This is a genomic window from Duganella levis, assembly GCF_009857605.1.
Taxonomy (GTDB): Bacteria; Pseudomonadota; Gammaproteobacteria; order Burkholderiales; family Burkholderiaceae_D; genus Rugamonas; species Rugamonas levis.
Genome location: NZ_WWCT01000019.1, coordinates 1 through 22405, shown reverse-complemented (window position 1 = coordinate 22405; position 22405 = coordinate 1). Strand labels below are relative to the sequence as shown.

Here is a 22405-nt window from a genome sequence, read left to right as displayed (position 1 = left end):
TGATGTTTTTTGATACTTTTGCCTTGTGAGCAGGCGGACAGGTTTGACTAAATGATAAAGCCAAAGCCTGTCTGCGGCTAGCCCTTGAGTGTTTGCTCCAGAACGTGCAATTCGTGGTTGCATTCCGGATTTTTGGTGCGGTCGAGGGCGATCTTGCGCACCGCGTGCAGCACGGTGGTGTGGTCGCGGCCGCCGAACAGTTCGCCGATTTCCGGCAGCGATTTCTGCGTCAGCTCCTTGGCCAGGTACATGGCGATCTGGCGCGGGCGGGCGATATTGGCCGGCCGGCGCTTGGAATACATGTCCGCCACCTTGATGTTGAAGAAGTCGGCCACGGTCTTCTGGATGTTTTCCACCGAAATCTGGCGGTTTTGCACCGACAGCAAGTCTTTCAGCGCTTCTTTCACGATGTCGATCGTGATGTCCTTGCCGTGGAAACGCGAGTACGCCAGGATCTTGCGCAGCGCGCCTTCCAGCTCGCGCACGTTGGAGCGCAGGTGCTTGGCCACGAAGAAGGCGACGTCATCCGAGAAGGTCACGCCTTCCTGCTTGGCTTTCTTGAGCAGAATCGCCACCCGCATTTCCAGTTCCGGCGGCTCGATGGCGACCGTCAGGCCGGAATCGAAGCGCGAGATCAGGCGGTCATCCATGCCGGTGATCTCTTTCGGATAGGTGTCCGAGGTGATGATGATCTGTTTCTTGGCGGCGATCAGGGCTTCAAACGCGTAGAAGAATTCTTCCTGGGTACGACTCTTGCCGCCGAAGAATTGAATATCATCGATCAGCAGCATGTCCAGCGAGTGGTAGTAATGCTTGAAGTCGTCGAAACCCTTGCGCTGGTAGGCGGTCACCACGTCGCGCACGTACTGCTCGGCGTGGATGTAGCGGATGCGCGCGCCCGGCTGGTCGGCCATCACCTGGTTGCCGATGGCATGGATCAAGTGGGTCTTACCCAAGCCAACGCCGCCGTAGAAAAACAGCGGGTTGTACGACACGCCCGGGTTATTCGCCACCTGGATGGCGGCGGCGCGCGCCAGCTGGTTGGCCTTACCGGTGACGAAGCTGTCGAAGGTCAGGTCGGTGTTGATGCGGCTTTGTTCGCGTCGCGGCTGGGCCGAGGCCGGCATTTCCGGCACCGACGGCGCCGGATCGGTCAGCGCCAGGCGGGCGTTGTTGCTCGGCGCGCCGCCGTTGACATCCGGCACCGGTGCGGTGGTCGCGACTTTTTTCGGCGCCGACAGGCGCGGATCGAGCACGAACTGCACTTCGGTCGGCTGCTCCCAGTACTGGCAAGCAAGCGCCGTGATGCGGCTGGCGAACTGGGTCTTGACCCAGTCCAGCTTGAATCGGTTGGGCGCGGCCACGCGCAGCTTGCCCGCCTCGTAATCGAGGGGGATAAGCGGCTTAATCCAAGCGCTGAATTGTTGCGGCGTCAGCTCCAGCTCCAGCTGGGCGGAGCAGGTCTGCCAAAAATTTTCCATGAATCTACTATCTGTGTTCTTACTGTATAAGGGTGTGGGCAACTTTGAAGTTTTTCACACGTAACGCGCTATTCTACTCTCGCTCGCCTAAGTTATCCACAGGCACGTCAGGATTTTTTCGCCGCCGCCGGCCGCCGGCGATGGTTGGATGGGGCAGTCAGTTGTTGACAAGCGGGGACGAAATGCTGATAATTCAGGGTTCCCCGCCCGTATTCCTTGTTTCTTCACATGGATAGCGATATGGAGTAGCGAGGATTTAGCGGGCGATGAGATGGACCCAGCTTGTGCCGGATAGCGTTGGCATAGGTGCGCGAAGTGTCATTGGCACCAAAAACTGACGGGCCGTCTGACCCGATTTTGCATTTTTTTTGCTTTAAGCGAGACCAACATGAAACGTACTTACCAACCTTCCGTTGTACGCCGTAAGCGTACCCACGGTTTCCGCGCACGCATGGCTACCCGTGGTGGCCGCCAAGTGCTGAACGCACGCCGCGCCAAAGGCCGCAAGCGTCTGGCTGTATAAGCCATTAGCTTGTTAGCTGATCGCGTGGACAGCTGCATCAACAGCGGCTTGACAGGCGAAGGTTCACACGACTTCGCGCGCGCTCGGCGTATCGTTAAAACGGATGAATTTTCATCCGTTTTTCGTTTGCGCCCTAGCCAAAAAAGCGCGCACTTCGTGCTGTACACCTGTCCCAACCAATTGCCGCATGCGCGGCTGGGCGTCGTGGTGGCCAAGCGCTTTGCGCCGCGTGCCGCCACCCGCAACACGATCAAGCGCGTGACCCGCGAACTGTTCCGCGTGACCGGTCTGCCGGCGATCGACTGTGTCGTGCGCCTGGCCAAGCCGGTCAACAGCAAGGATGGACCGGCCACCACTGCAAAGCTGAAAGCAGCCTTGCGGGTGGAATTGACGCGCCTGTTCGCTGCCCAGGCCAAACTGTCCGGCAAACCGGCCTTGCCTTCATCGCCGCCGCCTCCACCTAGGTCGCCATGAAAACCGTGCTTCGCTTCCTCTTGCGCTTTTATCAACTGGCCATCAGCCCGATGATGACGCCGAGCTGCCGGTTTTATCCGAGCTGCTCGAACTATGCGCTGGAAGCGTTGCAAGTGCACGGCGCCGGCAAGGGCAGTTGGCTGGCCGTCAAGCGCGTCTGCCGCTGCCATCCGTGGCACGAGGGCGGGCTTGACCCTGTGCCCCCGGCCGACGGCAAATCGAATTCTTCAACGACCGCTTGCGGTTGCAACCACTCCTGAAAATACCTAATGGATATCAATAAACGTACCATTCTGTGGATCGTGTTCGCGGTGTCGCTGGTTGTTCTGTGGAACAACTGGCAAGTCTCGACCGGCCATCCATCGATGTTTGCACCGGCGCCGCCGGCCGCCAAGGTGGCTGAGGCGAAAAAAGCCGACGCCTCCGCCAGCGCCGCCGCCGCCGTGCCAGGAGCGGCCGCCGCAGTTGCCGGCGCCACTGATGTGGCGCCGTTCAAGGCCGAGCGCATCACCATCACTACCGACGTGGTCCGCGCCGACATCGACACCCAGGGCGGTGTCATCAAGCGCCTGGAACTGCTGAAGTTCAAGGAAAACGGCCATCCAGGCTGGTTCGGCGGCTGCGGCGGCCTGTTCAAATGGTGTGAGCCGGGCGACAACACCAAGAACGTGGTGCTGTTCGACGTCGATGCCGGCATCGGCAAGACCTATCTGGCCCAGACCGGCTTGTACGGTCCGTCGGGCGCGCTGCCTAACCATACCAGCCCGTTCGTGGCCAAGCCAGGTCCGCGCATGCTGGACAATGGCAACCAGGTACAACTGGTGCTGGAATCGGAAGAGGGCGGCGTCAAGCTGACCAAGACCTTTACCTTCAAGCGCAACGACTACGTCATCGATGTACGCCATGACGTGACCAACGTCGGCGCCGCACCGGTCACGCCGACGCTGTACCTGCAACTGGCGCATGACGGCAACAAGCCGGCCGGCGATTCGTTCTTCAACAGCAGCTACACCGGTCCAACGCTGTACACCGAAGAAAAGCACTACGAGAAGCTGAAGTTCGACACGCTGGAAAAAGAAGCGGCCGAAGCGGCCAAGACCGGCAAACCGATGGTGCAGGACCACGCCGTCAAGGCCGACAACGGCTGGATCGCGATTTCGCAGCACTTCTTCGTCTCGGCCTTCATTCCGCAGCCTAAGCTGACGCATGAAATCGAGACCTCGAAGATTGCCAGCAATGTGTACGGCATCGCCGTCAAGCAGCCGCTGGGCACGATTGCACCGGGCGCCACTGTCAGCAATGACGCCAAGCTGTTCTCCGGCCCGCAGGAAGCCAAGCTGCTGGACGAGACCGCGCCGGGCCTGATCCTGGTGCGCGACTACGGCTTCCTGGCCATGATCGCCAAGCCGATGTTCGCCGTGATCAACTACATCCACTCGCTGCTGGGTAACTGGGGCTGGACCATTATTGTGTTCACCATCCTGATCAAGCTGCTGTTCTTCCCGCTGTCGGCTGCCGGTTACCGCAGCATGGCCAAGGTCAAGCTGGTGACGCCGAAGATGCAAGCCATCCGCGAGCGCTACAAAGGCGACCCGGCCAAGATGAACCAGGCCACGATGGAACTGTACAAGGCCGAGAAGATCAATCCGCTGGGCGGCTGCCTGCCGATCCTGGTGCAGATGCCGGTGTTCATTTCGCTGTACTACGTGCTGCAATCGGCGGTGGAAATCCGCGGCGCGCCATGGATTGGCTGGATCACCGACCTGGCCCAGCACGATCCGTATGCGATCCTGCCGGTGCTGTACGCGATTTCGATGTTCATCACGACCAAGCTGAACCCTGCGCCGGCTGATCCGATGCAAGCGAAGATGATGCTGTTCATGCCGCTGGCGTTCTCGGTGATGTTCTTCTTCTTCCCGTCCGGCCTGGTGCTGTACTGGGTGGTGAATAACGTGCTGTCGATTGCTCAACAGTATGTGATTTCCAAGAAATTCGGTACCCCGGCGCCTGCCAAGGCGTAAGCGCCACAAGCTGTTGCCTAAAAGCCCGTGTTGATCGCGGGCTTTTTTTATTTACCTTACAATCCGTTTATGAACATCGACTCTTCCCCTATCGCCGCCATCGCCACTGCACCAGGACGCGGCGGCATCGGCGTCGTGCGCGCCTCCGGCAAAAACCTGCAAGCGCTGATTGGCGCGCTGTTCGGCGGCGACGCGCTCAAGCCGCGCCACGCCACCTACATCCCGTTCAAGCAGGCCGACGGCAGCATCATCGACCAGGGCATCGCCATCTGGTTCAAGGGACCGAATTCGTACACCGGGGAAGACGTGCTGGAACTGCAAGGCCACGGCGGCCCGATCGTGCTGCAAATGCTGCTGGCGCGCGTGCTGGAAGCCGGCGAAGACCTCGGCCTGCGGCTGGCCGAGCCGGGCGAATTTACCCGCCGCGCCTACCTCAATGACAAGCTCGACCTGGCGCAAGCCGAAGCGGTGGCCGACCTGATCGACGCCTCGACCGAAGCGGCGGCCAAATCGGCGTCGCAATCGCTGTCGGGTGCGTTCTCGAAAACTGTGAATACGCTGGTCGGCAGCGTCACCAACCTGCGCATGCTGGTGGAAGCCACGCTGGATTTCCCGGAAGAAGAAATCGACTTCCTGGAGAAATCCGACGCGCGTGGGCAACTGAAGAGCATCGTTACCGCGTTGGAGCAAGTGTTCAAGCAGGCGGCGCAAGGCGCGCTGCTGCGCGAAGGGCTGAACGTGGTGCTGGTCGGCCAGCCCAACGTCGGCAAATCATCGCTGCTGAATGCGTTGGCGGGTAATGACGTGGCGATCGTCACGCCGATCGCCGGCACCACACGCGACAAGGTGACCGAAACCATCCAGATCGAAGGCATCCCGCTGAACATCATCGACACCGCCGGCATCCGCGCACCGGAAGAAGCGGTGGACGTGGTGGAGCGCATCGGCATCGAACGCACCTGGGGCGAGATCGGCAAGGCTGACGTCATCCTGCACCTGCTGGACGCCGACCACGGTCCGTCGCGCGCCGACGAAAACATCATGGCCGCGTTCCCGGAAGGCGTGCCGGTGCTGCGCATCTGGAACAAGATTGATTTGTCCGGCCACAAGCCGGCGGTGGACGTGATGGAAGACGCCACCCACATCTACCTGTCGGCACACGACCACGTCGGGATTGATTTGCTGCGCAAGGAACTGCTGCGCATCGCCGGCTGGCAGCAGACGGGCGAATCGCTGTACCTGGCGCGCGAACGCCACCTGATCGCCCTGAAAAATGCCGGCGCCCACCTGGCCCGCGCCGGCGAGCACGCCGCGCAGAACGACCAGTCGCTGGACCTGTTCGCCGAAGAACTGCGGCTGGCGCAAGTTCAGCTGTCGAGCATCACCGGCGCCTTCTCCTCCGACGACCTGCTAGGCGTCATCTTCAGCCGCTTCTGTATCGGCAAATAAACCCGGGGTCAGGTCCGGCATTCGGACACGAACTCAACTTTAGCGGCTGCTACAGTTGCGCTCGTGTCTAGGTGCCGGACCTGACCCCGGAGTGGTTTAGTATGGCGAACCGGTCACGTCCAGTTTCAGTTGCCACAGCGCGCCGGCGCCGGTGATGTAGAGGGTCTTGCCGTCGGCGCCACCGAAGGCGGCGTTGGTGACGTTGGCGTCGACCTTGATGGTGGCGATCTGTTTGCCCGCCGGCGTGAAGACGCGCAGCCGCTTGTCGGTGTGCTCGCTGACGTAGATGTTGCCGTAGCAGTCCACCGCCATGCCGTCCGGAATACCCAGTTGCTCGACAAGATCCTTGCCGGCCTGCGGCACGCCGTTGACGATCGGATAGGCGCGTAGCACGCCGTGTTCGCCCACCATGCCGTTCACGTACAGCACGTCTTCTTTCGGCGACAGCGATACGCCGTTCGGATTTTTCAGCGTGTCATCTACCACCGTGACCTTGCCGTCGGTGCCCACGCGGTACACGCGCGTCTTGTCCTGGCCGCCCGGCGCGGCGGTGCGCTGGAAGTCCGGATCGCTGAAGTAGAGCGTGTCATCCGACGCCATCGCCATGTCGTTCGGCGAGTTGAAGACGTTGCCGTCAAACTTGCTGACCAGGTCGCTGCGCTTGCCGTCCAGCGTGTACAGCGACACCGATTTCCACTTGTGGGTGGCGGCGATGATGTTGCCGTGACCGTCGGTGGCCAGGCCGTTGCTGCCGCTGTCCTCGATTGCCACGCTGACTTTGCCGCTGGCATCCAGCTTCATGATGCGCGACGGGAAGCCCGGGCCAAACGTGAAGTCGGAGAAGTACAGCGCGTCTTTGATCCACACGGGGCCTTCGTACAAGCCCGGTTCAGTGCGGGTCGAATTGGCGGCGGCGATGCGGGTCGCCGTCAGGTCGCCGGATGGGGCTTTGCCGGTGCAGGCCGCCGGTGCGGAGAGGGCATACGGCGCGGCCAGCACGGCCGCCAAGGTAAGGGCACTGCGTAACATCATGCTGCATTCTCCTGTTGTTGTTGATAGACGATGACACAATCGCGGCCGGCTTTCTTGGCCGCGTACAAACAGCTGTCGGCGGCGGCCAGCATGGCGGCGGCGTCGGCCAGTTTGTCTTTGTCGAAGGTGGCCACGCCGATGCTCATGGTGACGTGCGGCCGGGTGGCCGCCGGCGAGTGGTTAATGCTGAGCGAGGCGATCTTGGCGCGGATGGTTTCCGCCACCAGCGCCGCCTGTTCGCTGCTGGTGTCCGGCAGCACGGCGCCGAATTCTTCGCCGCCGTAGCGCGCCGCCAGGTCGGCTGGCCGTTGCAGGGTGGCGGCAAACGCTTCCGCCACCAAGGTCAGGCAGGCATCGCCTTGCTGGTGGCCGAAGTGGTCGTTGTAGGCCTTGAACGAGTCGATGTCCATCAGCAGCAGCGACAGCTGGCCGTCGTTGCGCTGCGCGCGCCGCAGTTCGCGGTCGAGCGCGACGTCGAAGTGGCGGCGGTTGGCGATGCCGGTCAAACCGTCGACATACGATTGCGCGCGCAGCTGTTCGGCCTGGCTGCGCAACTGGCGCTCGCGGCCGACGATGGTGCTGATGTCGCTGACTTCGATGAGGCAGTAGCGTTCCTTGCCTTCGTTGAACGGCGTTACCGACACCGCCTGTTCGACCCGTTCGCCGCCCCAGGTGCCGGCCGGGTACAACGGGAACGGCGACGGATTCAGCGCCGGCGATAATTGCTGCGGCAGGTTGCTCTGCATTGCGCTCTGTACCGCCTGCTCCAGCCGCTGGCCGCGCAGTTCGCCGTACAGGTCGAACAGGTCCTGGCCCAGCACGCGGTGCGCCGATTTGCCCGAGCGGCTGGCCATCCACTGGTTCCACATGACGATGTGCTGGTTGATGTCGAGGACGATCAATCCCAGCTGGGCCAGTCCGAGCACGCGCGCGGACAGGAGCGGGCTAAGCGATGAATCTGACATGCGTGCTTTCCTGACAGGAATGATAAACGTGCCACGATTATACGGGCAGGCGTGCGGCTTGCCGTACTATCGCCTCGCCATTTTTCATTGAAAATATTGGGGCTGGGGGTAGATGTGGTCGTCGCATGTAACCTGCTATTATTGATCGTCGCAAACGGATATGCGGTTTCATGCAACCGTTGAGAAATCTCATATCTGTGGCAATTCCGCTGAAGTAATCTTGCAACTTACCTGAGCTTGGCCTGGAAGGAGGGGATCGTGGAACCGATACAAGAGAGCGTCCCGGACGACGGGGCCGGCATGCCGCCGCCTTCTTCCGCCACGTCCGCACCACCGGCGCGCACGCGCCAGATGTTGCCGCCCAAGGGAGCCTGCTGGTACTGCGAAAAGCCGCTCGATAATGTGCGTCGTTTTTGCGACAAGGAATGTGCCGACGCCTTCGACGAAGAAAAGGAATATACCCGCTAGTCCGCCATTGCCGCCTGCAAGGTGGCCTGCGCTGCTTCAAAATCGAACTGGTGCGCCGCTTCCGTCACTTCCTGAAATACCTCCACTCCCAGGCTCGCCGCCAGCACCGTCGCCGACTGCTCCAGCACGTCGATGGCCGCGCCGTCGCCTTCGTCCAGCAGGCGCACCAGATGCAGCAACAGCATGCGCGTCTCCGGCACCACAGCGGCGGCGACCGGCTCGCCCGCCAGGATCTGTTGCGGATCGCTGGCCAGCACCTCGTCGATCGCGGTCACCAGGCTGCGCAGCGCCTGCTCCAGTTGCGCCAGCGGCGCCGACCACACCTGGGCCGGGCCGGCGCACAGCGTTTCCAACTGCGCCGCCAGCAGATACACCTGTTGCGCGCCGATCATGCCGGCCGCGCCCTTGAGCGTGTGGACGATGCGTTGTGCGTGACCGGGTTCGCCGCTGTTGAGCGCCTTGCGGGTGTCGCAGCCGCTGTCCGGATAGCGGTGGCGGAAGCGGCGCAGGATTTGCAGATACAGGTCGCGGTCGCCCATCAGCTGTTGCAAGCCGGTTTCCACTTGCAGGATATGGCCGGCTGCGGGCGGCGTCAGGGGCTGGCTGGTTGAGGTCATCGTGCGCGGCTCTGCTGAAGGTATTACCCCATAAGATAGCAGACGCGGTCGTTTGCACAGTTAAAAAAATGCAACATCACTTGCTTTCTTTTATTGGGTGCTGAACGACCAGCTGGTGTTGACGGCCACGCCGCCCACGGTGCCGGTGAAGTTGACGTCGTAGGCGGTGGCGCTTTTTAGCGGCGCCAGCGGCACGATGGCGGCGGCCGTGCTGGTGGTCCCGGTGGTCCCGGCGGCGTAGCTGAGTAAGCGCGTACTCAGCGCCGCAGCCCCGCGCGGTGCGACCGTGAAGCTTTGTACCACTACGGTGCCGGGCACGCGGCCGTAGCTGTCCGCGTGCAGGCTGATCGGGTAGCCGACTTCATTCTGGTTGGGCACCGGGTCGGGCGATTCGGTATCGCTGAAGAAGTTGACCGGCACGTTGGTCTGCTGGTTGCGCGGATAGGTGACGAAGCGCCCGGCGCCCAGTCCGCTGAAGGTGTCGCGCACGGCGAAGTCGGCGGTGAAATAGGTGGTGCCGCCGTTGGCCGTGGCGCCGCCGGTGCCCAGTTCGCGGAACACCGGCTCGAAGATGACGAAGCGATGGTAGATGGCGGCGATCAGCTGTTCTGCCTGGTAGACGCCGGATGGGTTGCTGGTGGCCGAGATCACTTCGCCGGCGGCATAGGTGCGGTCGGTCAGCGTGTAGCCGGCGGCGTTCAGGCGGTTGACCAGGCCCACGCCGGTGAAGCCGGGCAGGCCAACCGTCTGCTCGTGGGTGATGGTGTTGTTGATGCGCTGGTAGTCGGAATGGCCCTGCGCCGCCGCCGTGATCTGGCTGTTGCGCGTCAGCACCGACAGGCCCAGTTGCCCGCGCCGGAAGTTGATCCAGTTAAAGCCATCGATGGCGGTGTTGCCGGTCATCGCAGGCGCGCCCGGCTCCAGCATGAGCGGCGCGGTGGTCGCGGCGCTGCTCACGTTATTGCTGTCGCTGCCGCCGCCACCGCCGCAGGCGGCCAGCAGGGACGCAACCAGCCATGCGGCCAGCCGCAGACGCCATTTTTTCATGATGAACTCCTATGCCTTGCGGCTGATTCTATGTCGGTTTTCAAAACCGCAGCACGCGTTAGCGATGTTAAAAATGGTAAGCTTGTCGTTTATTCTGGAATGCACCTGTTTTGAAGCCTCTACACCATCAGCGCATGCAGCGCGCCAAATTTGCCTTGCCCAGCATCGTCACGCTGATGTCGATCGCCTGCGGTTTCGGCAGCATCGTCATCTCGGTCGACAATGCCTTTATCGGCGATGCCGGCGATTACCGCCTGGCCGCCGTATTGCTGGTGCTGGCCGGCGTGTTCGATGCGCTGGACGGCATGGTGGCGCGCGCCACCAATACCCAGTCCGACTTCGGCATGCAGCTCGATTCGATCGCCGATGTGATGAACTTCGGCTGCGCGCCGGGCCTGCTGCTGTACTGCTACGGTTTCCAGCAGCTGGGCGCCGACCACCCGACGCTGCTGCGCATGGGCGGCATCGCCAGCTTCTTCTTCGTGGCCTGCGGCGCGCTGCGACTGGCGCGCTTCAATGTGAATGTGGGCCGCACCGATCCGCGCTATTTTGTCGGCATGCCGATCACGGCCGGCGCAGCGTGCGTGGCGTCGGTGGTGGTGGCCTGGCCGGATGCGGCCTCGTCGGTGCTGCATGGCAGCCTGGTGGTATTGCTGCTGTTCGTGGTCGGCAGCCTGATGGTGTCGACCGTGCGCTTCCCGAGTTCCAAGCAGAAGAAGAGCTGGGCGGCGCTGGTGGTGCTGCTGATTAACCTCGGCCTGCTGGCCTGGCTGCTGACGGCGTACTTCGTGCTGTTCTTCGCGGTCTACATTGTGTTCACGCTGGCGCTGAATGCGGCGTGGAAGACCGGCTGGACGGGCATCGCCCCACCGGTCGTGTACGACGATGAGTAATTAAGCCACTTCGTGGCCACGGGCCGCGCGCAGGATTTCAAACCACTGGCTGCGGCTCAAGCTGAACTGGGTCGCTTCCACCGCTTCTTTCACCGCAGCGATACGGCCGGAACCGGTCAACGGCACCGGACGGCTCGGCAGCTGCATAATCCACGCAAACACCACGCTGCCGAACGGGCGTTGCAGCTCGTCGGCCACCTTCTGGATCACTGCGCGCACGCGCACGCCGGCGGCGTCATCGCTGCTGAACAGGCGGCCGCCGGCCAATGGCGACCAGATCATCGGCGCCACGCCCAGGTCTTGCAGGCCGTCGAAGGTTTCGTCGAACATCGGCGCCACACACAGCGGCGAGAATTCCACCTGGTTGGTGGCCAGCGCGATGCGGCGGTTCAGGCTTTCGAACTGGTGGCGGCTGAAGTTGGACACGCCGAAGTGCTTGACCTTGCCGTCCTGGCGCAGGCGCTCGAAGGCGGCGGCGACTTCATCAAAATTCATCAGCGGGTCGGGACGGTGGATCAGCAGCAGGTCCAGGTGGTCGGTGCGCAGCTGGCGCAGCGAGTTTTCGGCCGAGGCAATGATGTGGCTGGCGCTGGTGTCATAGTGCTGGATGGTGTGCTCGGGACGGGCGTCGGAAATCAGCTTGATGCCGCATTTGCTGACCAGCTGCATCTTGTCGCGCAGCGAAGGCTGCAAGGCCAGCGCTTCGCCGAAAGTGGCTTCGACGCCGTAGCCGCCGTAGATGTCGGCGTGGTCGAAGCTGGTCACGCCCATGGCCAGCGCCTGCTCGATCCATTCGACGCGCTGCTGCGGCGTCAGGTTCCATTCATTCATGCGCCACATGCCGGCCACGATGCGCGACAGCGTCAGGCCGCCTTGGTAGGTGACGAGGGAAGGGCAGGACAAATCGGTCATGGGAAGGTTTCCAAGGTTAAGTGAGAGGCAAGAATTATAGTATGATCGGCTGGTCTGCCAGACCGAACCGGAGAGATCAACGTGGGATTTTTATCGTTTCTGAAGTCGAAGCCTGAACCTGTCGCATCCCCTGCTACTCCGGCCGCCGCCGTTGCGGACGCAAGCCCGTCCGATGAGACCGCAGCCCTGATCACCCGTACCGAAATCGTTGACAAACGCCAGCGCCTGAGCGGCTACCGCTTCGGCGCCGCGCTGCCCGAGCCGGCCATGCTGGACGCGCTGGTGGCCGCCCAGGTGCCGGGGTTCGCACAGTCGCGCCTGGCGCTGGTGCCGATCAGCGCGGAGGCCGTGTCGGCCGGACTGCATCTGCCGCTGGTCGCGCCGCACACCATTTTCCTGCTGGACCATCTGGCGGCCGACGCGGTCGCCGCACTGCGCGCCGCTGGCAGCCAGATCGCGCTGTCTGGCATCTCGTTGAAGGAAGAGGAGGCCGCCTTGCTGTCCCAGGCCGATCTGGCGGTGCTGTCGTTGCATGAACATCCGCTGGCGGAATTCCAGACGCTGTGCAAACAGCTTCATCTGCGCCATCCCAACCTGAAGCTAATGGTGGACGGAGTGGATACGTGGGAAGAGCAGCGCATGTGTTTGTCGTGGGGCGCCAGCTATTTCATGGGGCTGTTCCTGACCACCGCCGACCATGTCGATCCGGATGCGCGGATCGACCAGAGCCGCATGACGTCGATCGAGCTGCTCAACCTGCTGCGCACGGACGCCGAGCTGCCGGCCATGATCGAGGTGGCCAAGCGCGATCCGGGCATGACGTATCAGGTGCTGCAATGGGCCAATGCGCCGGTCAATGGGCAGGCCACCAAGGTGACCAGCTTGCAGCAGGCGTTCATGGTGCTGGGACGGAATCAGCTGTATCGCGGTTTGACGGTGTCGATGTTCCGCCTGGGTGGCGGCGCCAACAAGGAGCGCGACGAGTCGCTGCTGGAGGTGGCGCTGACGCGCGCGCGTTTCCTGGAGACGTGCAGCAAGCTGCCGCAGGCCAGGCGCGATGAGCTGTTCCTGGTGGGCTTGCTGTCGCTGTTTGATGTGCTGCTGGGTGTGCCGATGGCCAATCTGGTCGGCAAGATGCATCTGTCGGATGATATCCGCGAGGTGTTGCTGGGGAATGAGGGCGTCTATGGCCCGTATCTGACGATGGTGTTGCTGCTGCAGCGCGATAAGGTGGAGCAGGCGCTGGCGATTGCGGGGGAGCTGGGGCTGGATATCGACAGCCTGCCCGGTGTGGGGCAGGCTGCGTTCCAGTGGGCGCAGGAATCAATGAAGCATACCGGCGCCGACTGAACCCCGCACTGCGCGAATCGCCGGGGTCTGACCCCGCATGGGGTCAGACCCCTCTTTACTTGGGGGTTACTTCAGCCAGAGGCGGATCGAATCCCAGGCGCGGCCGAAGATCGAGGCTTGCTCCACCGTCTCCAGCGCCACCACCGGCAGTTCCAGCATTGGCTTGCCGTCCACCACCATCTTCAGCGTGCCGACGCGGCTGTTTTCAGCCAACGGCGCCACCAGCGGGTCCTTGCGTTCCAGCGCCGGCTTCATCTTGCCTGCCACGCCCTTCGGCACGGTCACCATCACGTCCTGCGCAAAGCCGATCTTGACGTTGCTCTTGGAACCTTTCCAGATTTCCGGCGTGGCAATCGCCTGGCCTTTCGAGTACAGCTTGACGGTATCGAAGTTCTGGAAGCCCCAGTTCAGCAGCTTCTGGCTTTCCTGCGTGCGGACCTGGTCCGACGAGGTGCCCAGCACCACCGAGATCAGGCGACGCTCGCCGGCGCCGTTCGGACGGTGCGCCGAGGCGATCATGCAATAGCCGGCCGCTTCGGTGTGGCCGGTTTTCATGCCGTCCACCGTTGGGTCCAGCCACAGCAGGCGGTTGCGGTTCGGCTGGGTGATCTTGTTGTAGGTGAAGCTCTTCACCGAATCAATCTTGTAGAACTCCGGGAAGTCCAGGATCACGCGCTTGGCCAGCACCGACAGGTCTTGTGCGGTCGAATAGTTTTCCGGCGACGGCAGGCCGTGCGGATTGGCGAAGTGGGTCGAGGTCAGGCCCAGGCGTTGGGCTTCCTTGTTCATCATCACCACGAACGCGGATTCGTCGCCGGCGACGGCTTCGGCCAGCGCCACGGCGGCGTCGTTACCCGACTGCACCATCAGACCGTACAGCAGGTCGTTAATGCTGACCGGGGTGGCTGGGTCGATGAACATCTTGGACGAGCTGGTATCGACCTTCCACGCCTTGGTGGAAACATTGACCATCTGCTTGAGGTCGACTTTCTTGTCGCGCAGCGCGCCGAAGACGACGTAGGCCGTCATGACCTTGGTCAGCGAGGCCGGTTCGATGCGCAGGTTGGGGTCTTGCGAGGCGATGATCTGGCCGCTGGTGGCGTCCAGCAACAGCCAGGATTTGGCGGCGATGGTCGGGGCCGGGAGCGTTTGCGCCACGGCCGAGGTCATCAACATCACACTGGTGGCCAGTGCCGCGATAAGTTTTTTCATGTGGGAATGTTCGGTGAAGAGTTAAAAGCGCAATAATTATAGATGCTTAATCGGCGCTTGCGGTGTCCGTTTCAGCCTCGGTTAAGCCGGCGCCGCCCCACAGCTGCGTGACCCAGCTCTTGATATGGCCCAGCTTGCGGTGGAAGAAGTGGTCTGCGCCGGGGATGACGATGACCGGAATGTCTTGCGGGCGCAGCCAGTCCAGCACGTCGGCCAACGGGATGGTTTCGTCCTGTTCGCCGTGGATCAGGATGGTGTCGGCCGGGATGTCGGCCATCGCCCATTTCTTGGCGGCGGCGCCCACCAGCACCAGGCGCTCGGTCGGCGTGCCGGCGGTGGCCAGGCGTTGGCCCAGTTGCGACTGCACATAGGTGCCGAACGAGAAGCCCGACAGCGCGACCGGCAAGTCCGGGTATTTTTCGGTCATCCATTTGTGCAGGATGGCCATGTCGTCGGTTTCGCCCTGGCCGTGGTCGTGCACGCCTTCGGACTTGCCGACGCCGCGGAAGTTGATGCGCGCCACCACGTAGCCGAGGTTGACGAAGGTGCGCATCAGCGTGACGGCGACCTTGTTGTCCATGGTGCCGCCGTACAGCGGATGCGGGTGCGCCACCAGCGCCACGCCGCGCGGCGCGGCATCGTCGGCCGGGTAATCAATAATGCCTTCCATCTGGCCGGCAGCGCCGGCCAGCATAAATTTTTCGCTCTTGTTCATGGTCAGATTTTCAGACGTTCTACGACCTGGCCGTTGACCAGGTGGCTGTCGATGATTTCATCAATGTCGGTGGTGTCGACGTAGGTGTACCAGGTGCCTTCCGGATAAACCACCAGCACCGGGCCTTCTTCGCAGCGGTCCAGGCAGCCGGCCTGGTTGATGCGGACTTTGCCGTGGCCGCTGATGTCGAGTTGCTTGCAGCGCTTCTTGGCGTGTTTTTGCGCCACTTCCGCGCCGTGGTCGCCGCAGCTGTTGCGGCCATCGTCACGCTTGTTCATGCAGAAGAAGACGTGGTGTTTGAAGTAGGGGGTATCGCTCATGGGCATCACCTTCAGGAAATCGTAGCCGCTATGATACCTTGGCGGCGTTCAGCTTGTGGGACGGCAGCCACAGGAACCAGACCGCAAAGAATGGCCACAGCAGCGACAGGAACTGGGCGGCGCCGTTGAAGTTCAGGAACTTGCCCTGCACCCATGTTTGCAAAGTGGCCACAAAGTAGGGATTGGCCGGCGTGGTGTTGATGATGACCAGGCCCAACAAGAGGGTGGTCACCGCCAGCCGCCGTTGCGCCACGTGCGGTGCGTAGGTCAGGCCGGCCAGCATGATGGCGCCGATCAGGAAACCGCCTTCGGCGCCGGGCGTGACCCAGACGAAGGCGTTTTCCGGCGAGAACAGCAGCGCCGTCGCCAGTCCTTTTACCAGCACCGAGGCGGCGATCATGGCGCAGACCAGCAGGCCGCGCGGGGCCGGCTTGCGCAGCAGGCACAGCAGGGTAAGGCCGGCGCCGACCATGCCGCAGGCGGTGATGATGGTTTCCGACAGCCAGTATTGTTCGACGGTCAGGTCGACGTCCGGGCGGATCAGGCTGGCCAGGTCGATTTCCATGTCCAGCAGTTGCGACAGCCAGTCGGACAGGATGGGCAGGATCTGGCCCAGGCCGTACAGGAAGTTTTGCGGGTAGATTTGCGCCAGCGGCCACAGCGCCAGCAGCACCAGGCCCTGGCTGGCGTGCGGTGCGAACCATTCGCGGCGCAGGCGTTGCAGCTGGCTGCGGTCGAGCAGGCGGCGCACGGTCAGCACGCCGATCAGGCCGCCGAGCGCGCAGCCGATGGCGTTGGTGTAGAAGTCGAGGTTGGAGGAGACGCGTGTCGGCAAGTAGGTTTGCACCGCTTCCATGGTGCCGGAGACCAGTGCGCCGCAGGCGGCGGCGATCAGCAGTGCCCAGATGCCTTTGATGCGCGGGTATAGCGCGTAGACGATCAGCGTGCCGAGCGGCACATAGCCGATGACGTTGGTGATGGCGTCAAACATGGTCCACCAGCGCGGCATCTTCATGGTTTCCAGGAAGATGAACGGTGACAGGCCCTGGTTGTGCCAGCCGGAGAACGGGAACCAGCTGGCGTAGATGATCAGGAACAGATAGGCCAGCAGCGCGGCGCGCGTGATCGGCGACGAGCGAGTGGCCGGGGTCAGCGGTGGCCGCTCGCGCTTGCGGCGGTTGACTGGCGCCACCGGTGGCAGGCCCGTCGGCGCCTCGACGCCGTCCGGCGCAATCGGCACCATGCCCGTCGCTGTTCCGGCGGCGCCTGCCGCAGCCAAGTCCGCCGGCGGCGCGTCTGGCGGCCCGGCGTCTGGCGTTGCTGGCGTGTTTTCCGTCATTCCCTCGACGGCGGCAGCGCCGCCAGCCAGCTGAGCACATCGGTCGCAACCGCATCGCTGGCGTCGGCCAGTGCGCGGGCGCCGCCGGCCGCATCGGCGCTCGGCGCCGGCATGCTGCGGCTAAACGTCTTCTGGTCCACCAGCTTGTGACTGCGGAACACCGACGCCCGCAGGCTCAGCACGCCATTGCTGGCGGTGGCGGTGTCGAAATTCTGCGCAAAGTCTTCCACCTCCATGCGCAGCACGGTGGTGCTGGCGGCGGCATCGGTGGTCGACAGCACCTTGACGCCGGCCTGCGCCAACCGCGCCTTCATGCGCTGGGTCAGCAACTGCGCCGGCGTACTGGTCCACTGGTTGTAGGCGTAGGGCTTGGACTGGCGCGCATCGGCGTACAGCAGCCGATATTGCATGCGTTCCGTATCCAGCGCGGCCGGCCCGGTGACATCGGCCACGATGATCGCGCCGATCTTGCTGGCGCTGGCCGGCGATGCTGCGGGCAGCGGACCGAAATCGAATTGCGACGTCGGCACGCCCTTGCTGGCGCAGGCGCCCAGCAAGGCAGCCATGGCGGCGATGGCGAGGCAGTTGCGGATGGTGGCGTTCATCATCTGATGGTCCTTATCTGGCAGGCGCGGCAAAACCTTCTTCGCCCGGGCCCGGCGGCGTGCCTGGCGCGCCGAAGATCAGGCTTTGTGGACGGTCGTTAATCTTGTTCATGGTCTTGCGCAGTGCGCGCATCGACGCCCGCGTGTCATCCGACAGCGAATTCACCTGCGGCAGCGTATCGAGTTCGATGCCGCCGGCCACGGCATCGACCGAACTGCCGATGCGTTCCACCTGCGTGGTGATGCGCTCGATCGGGCCGCCCGGCGCTTGCAGGCCGGTGGTCAGCTTGTTGACGTCGTTAGCCAGCGCGGTCACCGAATTCAGCGTCTTCTGGGTCTGCTCGGCCAGCGCCGGCAGCTTGTCGATGGTCGGTTGCAGCTTCTCCGGCAGTTCGCGGTACTTCTGTGCCGTCTCGCTGACATCGGAGAACGCGCCGAGCATGACCTTCTGATGCTCCGGGCTGAGCAGCTCATTCAGCCGGTTGGTCACTTCCTCGGTCTGCGACAGGATCTCCTTGCCGCGTTTTTCCAACTGGTCGAAGAAGCCTTGGCGCAGCGGAATGCGGGCCGGATGGTCGGCGCTGGACGGCAGCAGCGGCGAACCGACCTTGTCGTCATCCAGTGAAATGAAGGCGATGCCGGTTACGCCCTGGTAGCCGAGCGAGGCGAAGGTGGTGGTGGTGATCGGCGCATCGGTGTTGATATTCATGGTCACCACGATCTGGCCGGGCACCTTGGGATCGAAGGCGATGCTGCCGACGCGGCCCACTTCCAGCCCGCGATAGCGGATCGGCGCCTGCGGATTGAGGCCGGGGATGGACTGCGCAGTGGCAATCACATACGGCGTACGCTCGACGCGGTCGCGGTTGAACCAGAGGCCGTACAGGATCGCCGCTATCAACAGCGTGATCGTGAAAAAGCCGGTAGTCAGGGCATGCGATCTATTTTCCATCAGTGCTCCGTGGGTGTTTTTTCGTCGAGCGCTTCCAGCGCGCGGCGGCCGCGATCGCCGAGGAAGAACTCTTTGATGAACGGATGGTCTACTTTCAGCACATCGCGCAGCGGGCCGAGCGCGATCACGTGTTTTTCCGCCAGCACCGCAATCCGGGTGGACAGCGCGAACAGCGTGTCGAGGTCGTGGGTGACCATCACCACCGTCAGGCCCAGCTCGCGATGCAGCGATTTAATCAGCGTGACGAACGCTTCCGACAGGTCGGGATCGAGGCCGGCGGTCGGTTCGTCGAGGAACAGCAGTTTCGGCTCCAGCGCCAGCGCGCGCGCCAGGGCGACCCGCTTGACCATGCCGCCGGACAGGTCGGATGGCATCTTGTTGGCCTGGTCCGGGCCCATGCCGACCATATTCATCTTCAGCAGCACGGCGTCGTGGATCAGGTCTTCCGGCAGCACTTGCAGTTCGCGCATCGGCTGGGCGATGTTCTCGAACACCGTCAGCGCCGAATACAGCGCGCCTTGCTGGAACAGCATGCCCCAGTGATTGCGCAGCTGTTGAAGCTGATCGGAATCGATGGCGCTGATATCCTCGCCGAACACGCGCACGCAGCCGCGCGCCGGCCGTTCCAGCCCCAGCATCTGGCGCACCAGCGTGGTCTTGCCGGTGCCGGAGCCGCCGACGATGGACATGATCTCGCCCTGTTCAATCTCCAGGTTCAGATCCTGGTGCACCACGGTGCGGCCGTACTTGGTCCACAGGCCGGTGATTTCGACCACCGGCACGCTGCCGTCCAAGGTCAGTTCGCCGGTGCCGGGGCCGCAGGTGCTTTCTTGTTCGCTCATCAGAACCCCACGCCGCTGAAGACAATCGCGAACACGGCGTCGGCCAGGATCACGGCGGTAATCGCCGAGACCACCGAGGTGGTGGTGCCGCGTCCCAGGCTTTCGGTATTTGGCTTGATGCGCAGGCCGAAGTGGCACGACACCAGCGCGATCAGCATGCCGAACACCGCGCCTTTGCCGATGCCGATCATGTAATTCGACAGCGGCACCGCCTCCGGCAGCTTAAGCAGGAAGTATTGCGGCGACAGGTTGAGTTCCACCTTGGCCGACAGCATGCCGCCCAGCAGCGCGATGGTATCGGTCCAGATCACCAGCAGCGGCATCGCAATCGCCAGGGCCAGCACCTTCGGCATGATCAGGCGGAAGCCGTGTGATATGCCCATCACCAGCATGGCGTCGAGTTCCTCGGTCACGCGCATCACGCCCAGTTGCGCGGTGATGGAGGAACCGGAGCGGCCGGCCACCAGGATCGCCGCCAGCAGCGGCCCCAGTTCACGGATGATGCTCATGCCCAGCAGGTTGACCAGGAAGACGTCGCCGCCGAAGTTGCGCAACTGCTGCGCTGACAGGAAGGAAAACACTACGCCGATCAGGAAGCCGACCAGCGCCGTGATGCCCAGCGCCTGGAAACCAGCGTGGTAGATATTGGCGGAGATTTCCTTCCACGGTCCGCGCAGCGGATTGCGCAGGAAGCGGCCCAGGTCCAGCACCACCTGGCCCACCAGTTGCAGCAGGCCGGTCAGATGTTCGAAGAACAGCAGCATGGCGAAGCCCAGCTTCATCACCAGGGTCAGGCGATTCTGGCGTGGGCGGGGCAGTTCCAGCGTGCCGGTGGTTTCCAGGCGTTTGAAGAATTCTTCGAGTTCGGGCGGCAGTTGCAGGTTGGCCGGGCGGGTTTTACCCCAGGCGTTCCACAGCAGTTGGGCGCCGATATGGTCCATGCTGGCGACGGCCGACAGGTCCCATTTCAGATGATCGCCCTTGAGCGCCTTGAGAAAAGTGGTGATGGTGGCCATCGCCTTGCCTTGCGCGAGAGCGTGTACCTGCCAAGTGCCGGTCGCGGCAACGGCGCCGGCATTCAGGGTCAGGGTAGGCTCTTGGGCTATAGGCATACTGCAAGTTTAAGGGAGATTGGCACTTGCCGCCACCACAGCCTACATCCGGGGTGCGCTGCCTCTCTAAAGGCGGACCCTGTAAAGCCGTGGGGTCTGACCCCGTACGGGGTCAGACCCCTGCTTGCGGTGTGCGGGGTAGACGCATCAGGCAGCCAGCCTCCGGGCCTGCCGCTTGGGAGCCGGGGTCTCGGCGGGCTTGGGTTTCGCCCCCGCATAGTCGCTGGCCAGCAGCGCTTCGGCGTTGGCCTTGTCCATGCCCTGGGTTTGCAGATAGCGCGCCACCATGGCCACCAGCCGCTCCAGCGCAATCCGGTGCGTCGCATCGGTATTGGCATATAACCAGTCCGAAAACGCCATAAATCGCTGGAACGGCGCATCATCCAGCAGCACCGGCAGCGTGTTGCCGAAGCGCCCGGAATTCGCCACCAGATCCCAATAGCGGGCAAACCGCACCAGCCGCTGCATGGTTGAAAAATCAATATCGCGGTTGGCCAGGATGGTGTACGGCGGATACGGGTCGTACACCATGCCGAATTCCTGCGTGTGGCGGATGATCGGTGTGCCGCGTAAGCGCTTCAGAATCCCGAACTGGATTTCATGCGGCTCCAGCGCCCACAGTTTGTTGAAGCCCTCGGCAAAGCTCTCCACCGTCTCGCCGGGCAGGCCGGCGATCAGGTCGACGTGCATGTGCGCATGCGATTGCGTGGTCAGCCAGCGGATATTGTCGGCCGCCTTCTGGTTATCCTGTTTGCGGCTGACCAGCGTCTGCACCGCCGGATTAAAGCTCTGGATGCCGATCTCGAACTGCAGCGCGCCCGGCGGGAACTTGCTGATGCCCTCTTTCAGTGCGTCCGGCAGATGGTCCGGCACCAGCTCGAAGTGGGCGTAGACCGGATCGTCCGGGTTGGCTTCCAGCTTATCCAGGAAGAACTGCATGATCTTCAGGCTGGTCTTGATATTCAGGTTGAAGGTGCGGTCGACAAACTTGAACAGCCGCGCGCCGCGCTGGTACAGCGATTCCATCTCCGCCAGGAAGTTATCCAGCGCGAACGGCCAGGCCGTCTTGTCGAGTGCGGACAGGCAGAACTCGCACTTGAACGGGCAGCCGCGCGAGGCTTCCACATATAAGGTGCGGTTCTTGATGTCGTCGTCGCTATATAGAGAGTAGGGCAGCGTGAGGTCGTTGATCGGTGGCTGGACGCCGGCATGTACCTTCATCAGCGGCTTGGGACCATTGAGGATCTCGCCGCACAGCTTGGGGAAGGTGACCTCGCCCCAGCCGGTTACCACATAGTCGGCCAGCTTGACGATTTCCTGCTCATTGGTCTCGTGCGACACCTCGGGGCCGCCCAGCACCACGGCCACGTGCGGCGCCACGCGCTTGAGCATCGCGACCACCCTGGCGGTTTCCTCGACGTTCCATATATAGATGCCGAAGCCGACGACCTTCGGCGCATGCGCCAGGATGCGTTCCACAATCTCGGTGGTCTTGGCGCCGATGACAAATTCCTGCAGCCTGGTTTGCTCCTGCAGCGCACCCATATTCGCCAGCAAATAGCGCAGGCCCAGCGACGCATGGGTGTAACGGGCGTTGAGCGTAGTAAGTAAGATAGACATTCGCGTATTTTACCCTTGCCAGACGCGCTTGCCCTTGTTATGATTCTGTCCCTCACGAAACAACACATGCAAATGCAGCGTTGAGTGAGAAAAGAAGAGAAAAAGTAGAGCTTGACGAAATATTCGAAACGCTTCATAATCTTGCCTCTTCGCTGATGAACAAAACGCTTCTTCGGCTGCAACACAGAATGATCTTTAAAAATTTACAGTCGATAAATGTGGGCGTTTGATGCTGCAACAAAAAGCATTAAATGCTCAACAAAGAAATATTCAGTAGAAATACTGTCAGTATTTTTGAGAAGAGCGAACCAGTGACCAGCAGTGGTCACAAACAGAGATTAAACTAAAGAGTTTGATCCTGGCTCAGATTGAACGCTGGCGGCATGCCTTACACATGCAAGTCGAACGGCAGCACGGAGCTTGCTCTGGTGGCGAGTGGCGAACGGGTGAGTAATA

Annotated in this window: 23 protein-coding genes and 1 rRNA gene; 9 read left to right on the top strand and 15 right to left on the bottom strand. The window is 62.5% G+C overall.

The features are described from left to right. Positions 1 to 77: 77 nt before the first annotated feature. Complete coding sequence (gene dnaA, locus GTP69_RS21090) at positions 78 to 1481, bottom strand: chromosomal replication initiator protein DnaA (RefSeq protein WP_110845729.1); 1404 nt, start codon at positions 1479 to 1481, stop codon at positions 78 to 80. A gap of 388 nt (positions 1482 to 1869) precedes the next feature. Here dnaA and rpmH point away from each other — a divergent pair, with 388 nt between their 5' ends. The 5 genes from rpmH (at position 1870) to mnmE (ending at position 5948) form a co-directional block, all read left to right on the top strand. Further along, the gene (rpmH, locus tag GTP69_RS21085; protein ID WP_040378179.1) at positions 1870 to 2004 is read left to right on the top strand and encodes a 50S ribosomal protein L34; all 135 of its coding nucleotides are present in this window, start codon (positions 1870 to 1872) and stop codon (positions 2002 to 2004) included. A gap of 48 nt (positions 2005 to 2052) precedes the next feature. Next, positions 2053 to 2478 (top strand): ribonuclease P protein component, encoded by a 426-nt coding sequence (gene rnpA, locus GTP69_RS21080; RefSeq protein WP_161056788.1) that lies wholly within the window; start codon positions 2053 to 2055, stop codon positions 2476 to 2478. Further along, positions 2475 to 2738 carry a membrane protein insertion efficiency factor YidD gene (gene yidD, locus GTP69_RS21075; protein WP_110845728.1) on the top strand — a complete coding sequence of 88 codons (264 nt, stop codon included), beginning with the start codon at positions 2475 to 2477 and terminating at the stop codon, positions 2736 to 2738. The genes rnpA and yidD overlap by 4 nt, the downstream gene beginning before the upstream one ends. Positions 2739 to 2747: 9 nt before the next feature. Beyond that, positions 2748 to 4499, top strand: coding sequence for a membrane protein insertase YidC (gene yidC / locus GTP69_RS21070; RefSeq protein ID WP_161056694.1), 1752 nt, complete (start codon positions 2748 to 2750; stop codon positions 4497 to 4499). Positions 4500 to 4568: 69 nt separating this feature from the next. Next, positions 4569 to 5948, top strand: coding sequence for a tRNA uridine-5-carboxymethylaminomethyl(34) synthesis GTPase MnmE (mnmE, locus tag GTP69_RS21065; RefSeq protein WP_161056693.1), 1380 nt, complete (start codon positions 4569 to 4571; stop codon positions 5946 to 5948). Between the two features lie 96 nt (positions 5949 to 6044). On the opposite strand, the gene GTP69_RS21060 is transcribed toward mnmE, so the two are convergent. Continuing rightward, positions 6045 to 6980, bottom strand: a complete 936-nt coding sequence (locus GTP69_RS21060; RefSeq protein WP_161056692.1) for an SMP-30/gluconolactonase/LRE family protein — start codon at positions 6978 to 6980, stop codon at positions 6045 to 6047. After that, positions 6977 to 7945 carry a sensor domain-containing diguanylate cyclase gene (locus tag GTP69_RS21055; protein WP_161056691.1) on the bottom strand — a complete coding sequence of 323 codons (969 nt, stop codon included), beginning with the start codon at positions 7943 to 7945 and terminating at the stop codon, positions 6977 to 6979. The genes GTP69_RS21060 and GTP69_RS21055 overlap by 4 nt, the downstream gene beginning before the upstream one ends. A gap of 258 nt (positions 7946 to 8203) precedes the next feature. Between GTP69_RS21055 and GTP69_RS21050 the strand changes: the two genes are divergently transcribed. Continuing rightward, positions 8204 to 8413 (top strand): hypothetical protein, encoded by a 210-nt coding sequence (locus GTP69_RS21050; protein ID WP_161056690.1) that lies wholly within the window; start codon positions 8204 to 8206, stop codon positions 8411 to 8413. On the opposite strand, the gene GTP69_RS21045 is transcribed toward GTP69_RS21050, so the two are convergent. Then, entirely contained in the window at positions 8410 to 9030 is a 621-nt protein-coding gene (locus tag GTP69_RS21045; protein ID WP_161056689.1) for an Hpt domain-containing protein, read from the bottom strand. The two genes, GTP69_RS21050 and GTP69_RS21045, sit on opposite strands and share 4 nt — an antisense overlap. Positions 9031 to 9120: 90 nt before the next feature. Continuing rightward, positions 9121 to 10077, bottom strand: coding sequence for a CAP domain-containing protein (locus GTP69_RS21040; RefSeq protein WP_161056688.1), 957 nt, complete (start codon positions 10075 to 10077; stop codon positions 9121 to 9123). Between the two features lie 134 nt (positions 10078 to 10211). Here GTP69_RS21040 and pssA point away from each other — a divergent pair, with 134 nt between their 5' ends. Continuing rightward, positions 10212 to 10970, top strand: a complete 759-nt coding sequence (gene pssA, locus GTP69_RS21035; protein WP_161056687.1) for a CDP-diacylglycerol--serine O-phosphatidyltransferase — start codon at positions 10212 to 10214, stop codon at positions 10968 to 10970. On the opposite strand, the gene GTP69_RS21030 is transcribed toward pssA, so the two are convergent. Next, a complete protein-coding gene (locus GTP69_RS21030) occupies positions 10971 to 11882 on the bottom strand; it encodes an aldo/keto reductase (RefSeq protein ID WP_161056686.1) in 912 nt (303 codons plus the stop codon). It lies immediately after the preceding gene. Positions 11883 to 11963: 81 nt separating this feature from the next. Between GTP69_RS21030 and GTP69_RS21025 the strand changes: the two genes are divergently transcribed. Continuing rightward, complete coding sequence (locus GTP69_RS21025; RefSeq protein WP_371868046.1) at positions 11964 to 13232, top strand: EAL and HDOD domain-containing protein; 1269 nt, start codon at positions 11964 to 11966, stop codon at positions 13230 to 13232. Positions 13233 to 13298: 66 nt separating this feature from the next. On the opposite strand, the gene GTP69_RS21020 is transcribed toward GTP69_RS21025, so the two are convergent. The 9 genes from GTP69_RS21020 to GTP69_RS20980 form a co-directional block, all read right to left on the bottom strand. Further along, entirely contained in the window at positions 13299 to 14444 is a 1146-nt protein-coding gene (locus tag GTP69_RS21020; RefSeq protein ID WP_161056685.1) for a D-alanyl-D-alanine carboxypeptidase family protein, read from the bottom strand. A gap of 46 nt (positions 14445 to 14490) precedes the next feature. After that, complete coding sequence (locus GTP69_RS21015; protein WP_161056684.1) at positions 14491 to 15159, bottom strand: alpha/beta hydrolase; 669 nt, start codon at positions 15157 to 15159, stop codon at positions 14491 to 14493. Between the two features lie 2 nt (positions 15160 to 15161). Further along, positions 15162 to 15479, bottom strand: coding sequence for a (2Fe-2S) ferredoxin domain-containing protein (locus GTP69_RS21010; protein ID WP_161056683.1), 318 nt, complete (start codon positions 15477 to 15479; stop codon positions 15162 to 15164). Positions 15480 to 15507: 28 nt separating this feature from the next. Then, on the bottom strand, positions 15508 to 16818 hold the full coding sequence (locus tag GTP69_RS21005; RefSeq protein WP_229261077.1) for a VanZ family protein: 1311 nt from the start codon (positions 16816 to 16818) through the stop codon (positions 15508 to 15510). After that, on the bottom strand, positions 16815 to 17423 hold the full coding sequence (locus GTP69_RS21000; RefSeq protein ID WP_161056785.1) for an ABC-type transport auxiliary lipoprotein family protein: 609 nt from the start codon (positions 17421 to 17423) through the stop codon (positions 16815 to 16817). The genes GTP69_RS21005 and GTP69_RS21000 overlap by 4 nt, the downstream gene beginning before the upstream one ends. A 13-nt stretch (positions 17424 to 17436) precedes the next feature. Further along, positions 17437 to 18375, bottom strand: a complete 939-nt coding sequence (locus GTP69_RS20995; protein WP_161056682.1) for an MlaD family protein — start codon at positions 18373 to 18375, stop codon at positions 17437 to 17439. Next, a complete protein-coding gene (locus GTP69_RS20990; RefSeq protein ID WP_161056681.1) occupies positions 18375 to 19217 on the bottom strand; it encodes an ABC transporter ATP-binding protein in 843 nt (280 codons plus the stop codon). Before GTP69_RS20990 ends, GTP69_RS20995 begins: the two co-directional genes overlap by 1 nt. Next, a complete protein-coding gene (locus GTP69_RS20985; RefSeq protein WP_161056680.1) occupies positions 19217 to 20329 on the bottom strand; it encodes an MlaE family ABC transporter permease in 1113 nt (370 codons plus the stop codon). Before GTP69_RS20985 ends, GTP69_RS20990 begins: the two co-directional genes overlap by 1 nt. A gap of 147 nt (positions 20330 to 20476) precedes the next feature. Further along, on the bottom strand, positions 20477 to 21949 hold the full coding sequence (locus GTP69_RS20980) for a B12-binding domain-containing radical SAM protein (RefSeq protein WP_161056679.1): 1473 nt from the start codon (positions 21947 to 21949) through the stop codon (positions 20477 to 20479). Positions 21950 to 22289: 340 nt separating this feature from the next. Between GTP69_RS20980 and GTP69_RS20975 the strand changes: the two genes are divergently transcribed. Further along, positions 22290 to 22405 (top strand): 16S ribosomal RNA (locus tag GTP69_RS20975); the annotation flags it as partial.

Excerpts from the sequence above, each read along its gene's own strand:
- dnaA (WP_110845729.1), bottom strand. The coding sequence starts at position 1,481 with ATGGAAAATTTTTGGCAGACCTGCTCCGCCCAGCTGGAGCTGGAGCTG.
- rpmH (WP_040378179.1), top strand. The coding sequence starts at position 1,870 with ATGAAACGTACTTACCAACCTTCCGTTGTACGCCGTAAGCGTACCCAC.
- yidD (WP_110845728.1), top strand. The coding sequence starts at position 2,475 with ATGAAAACCGTGCTTCGCTTCCTCTTGCGCTTTTATCAACTGGCCATC.
- yidC (WP_161056694.1), top strand. The coding sequence starts at position 2,748 with ATGGATATCAATAAACGTACCATTCTGTGGATCGTGTTCGCGGTGTCG.
- mnmE (WP_161056693.1), top strand. The coding sequence starts at position 4,569 with ATGAACATCGACTCTTCCCCTATCGCCGCCATCGCCACTGCACCAGGA.
- GTP69_RS21060 (WP_161056692.1), bottom strand. The coding sequence starts at position 6,980 with ATGATGTTACGCAGTGCCCTTACCTTGGCGGCCGTGCTGGCCGCGCCG.
- GTP69_RS21055 (WP_161056691.1), bottom strand. The coding sequence starts at position 7,945 with ATGTCAGATTCATCGCTTAGCCCGCTCCTGTCCGCGCGCGTGCTCGGA.
- GTP69_RS21045 (WP_161056689.1), bottom strand. The coding sequence starts at position 9,030 with ATGACCTCAACCAGCCAGCCCCTGACGCCGCCCGCAGCCGGCCATATC.
- GTP69_RS21040 (WP_161056688.1), bottom strand. The coding sequence starts at position 10,077 with ATGAAAAAATGGCGTCTGCGGCTGGCCGCATGGCTGGTTGCGTCCCTG.
- pssA (WP_161056687.1), top strand. The coding sequence starts at position 10,212 with ATGCAGCGCGCCAAATTTGCCTTGCCCAGCATCGTCACGCTGATGTCG.
- GTP69_RS21030 (WP_161056686.1), bottom strand. The coding sequence starts at position 11,882 with ATGACCGATTTGTCCTGCCCTTCCCTCGTCACCTACCAAGGCGGCCTG.
- GTP69_RS21020 (WP_161056685.1), bottom strand. The coding sequence starts at position 14,444 with ATGAAAAAACTTATCGCGGCACTGGCCACCAGTGTGATGTTGATGACC.
- GTP69_RS21015 (WP_161056684.1), bottom strand. The coding sequence starts at position 15,159 with ATGAACAAGAGCGAAAAATTTATGCTGGCCGGCGCTGCCGGCCAGATG.
- GTP69_RS21010 (WP_161056683.1), bottom strand. The coding sequence starts at position 15,479 with ATGAGCGATACCCCCTACTTCAAACACCACGTCTTCTTCTGCATGAAC.
- GTP69_RS21005 (WP_229261077.1), bottom strand. The coding sequence starts at position 16,818 with ATGACGGAAAACACGCCAGCAACGCCAGACGCCGGGCCGCCAGACGCG.
- GTP69_RS21000 (WP_161056785.1), bottom strand. The coding sequence starts at position 17,423 with ATGAACGCCACCATCCGCAACTGCCTCGCCATCGCCGCCATGGCTGCC.
- GTP69_RS20995 (WP_161056682.1), bottom strand. The coding sequence starts at position 18,375 with ATGGAAAATAGATCGCATGCCCTGACTACCGGCTTTTTCACGATCACG.
- GTP69_RS20990 (WP_161056681.1), bottom strand. The coding sequence starts at position 19,217 with ATGAGCGAACAAGAAAGCACCTGCGGCCCCGGCACCGGCGAACTGACC.
- GTP69_RS20985 (WP_161056680.1), bottom strand. The coding sequence starts at position 20,329 with ATGCCTATAGCCCAAGAGCCTACCCTGACCCTGAATGCCGGCGCCGTT.
- GTP69_RS20980 (WP_161056679.1), bottom strand. The coding sequence starts at position 21,949 with ATGTCTATCTTACTTACTACGCTCAACGCCCGTTACACCCATGCGTCG.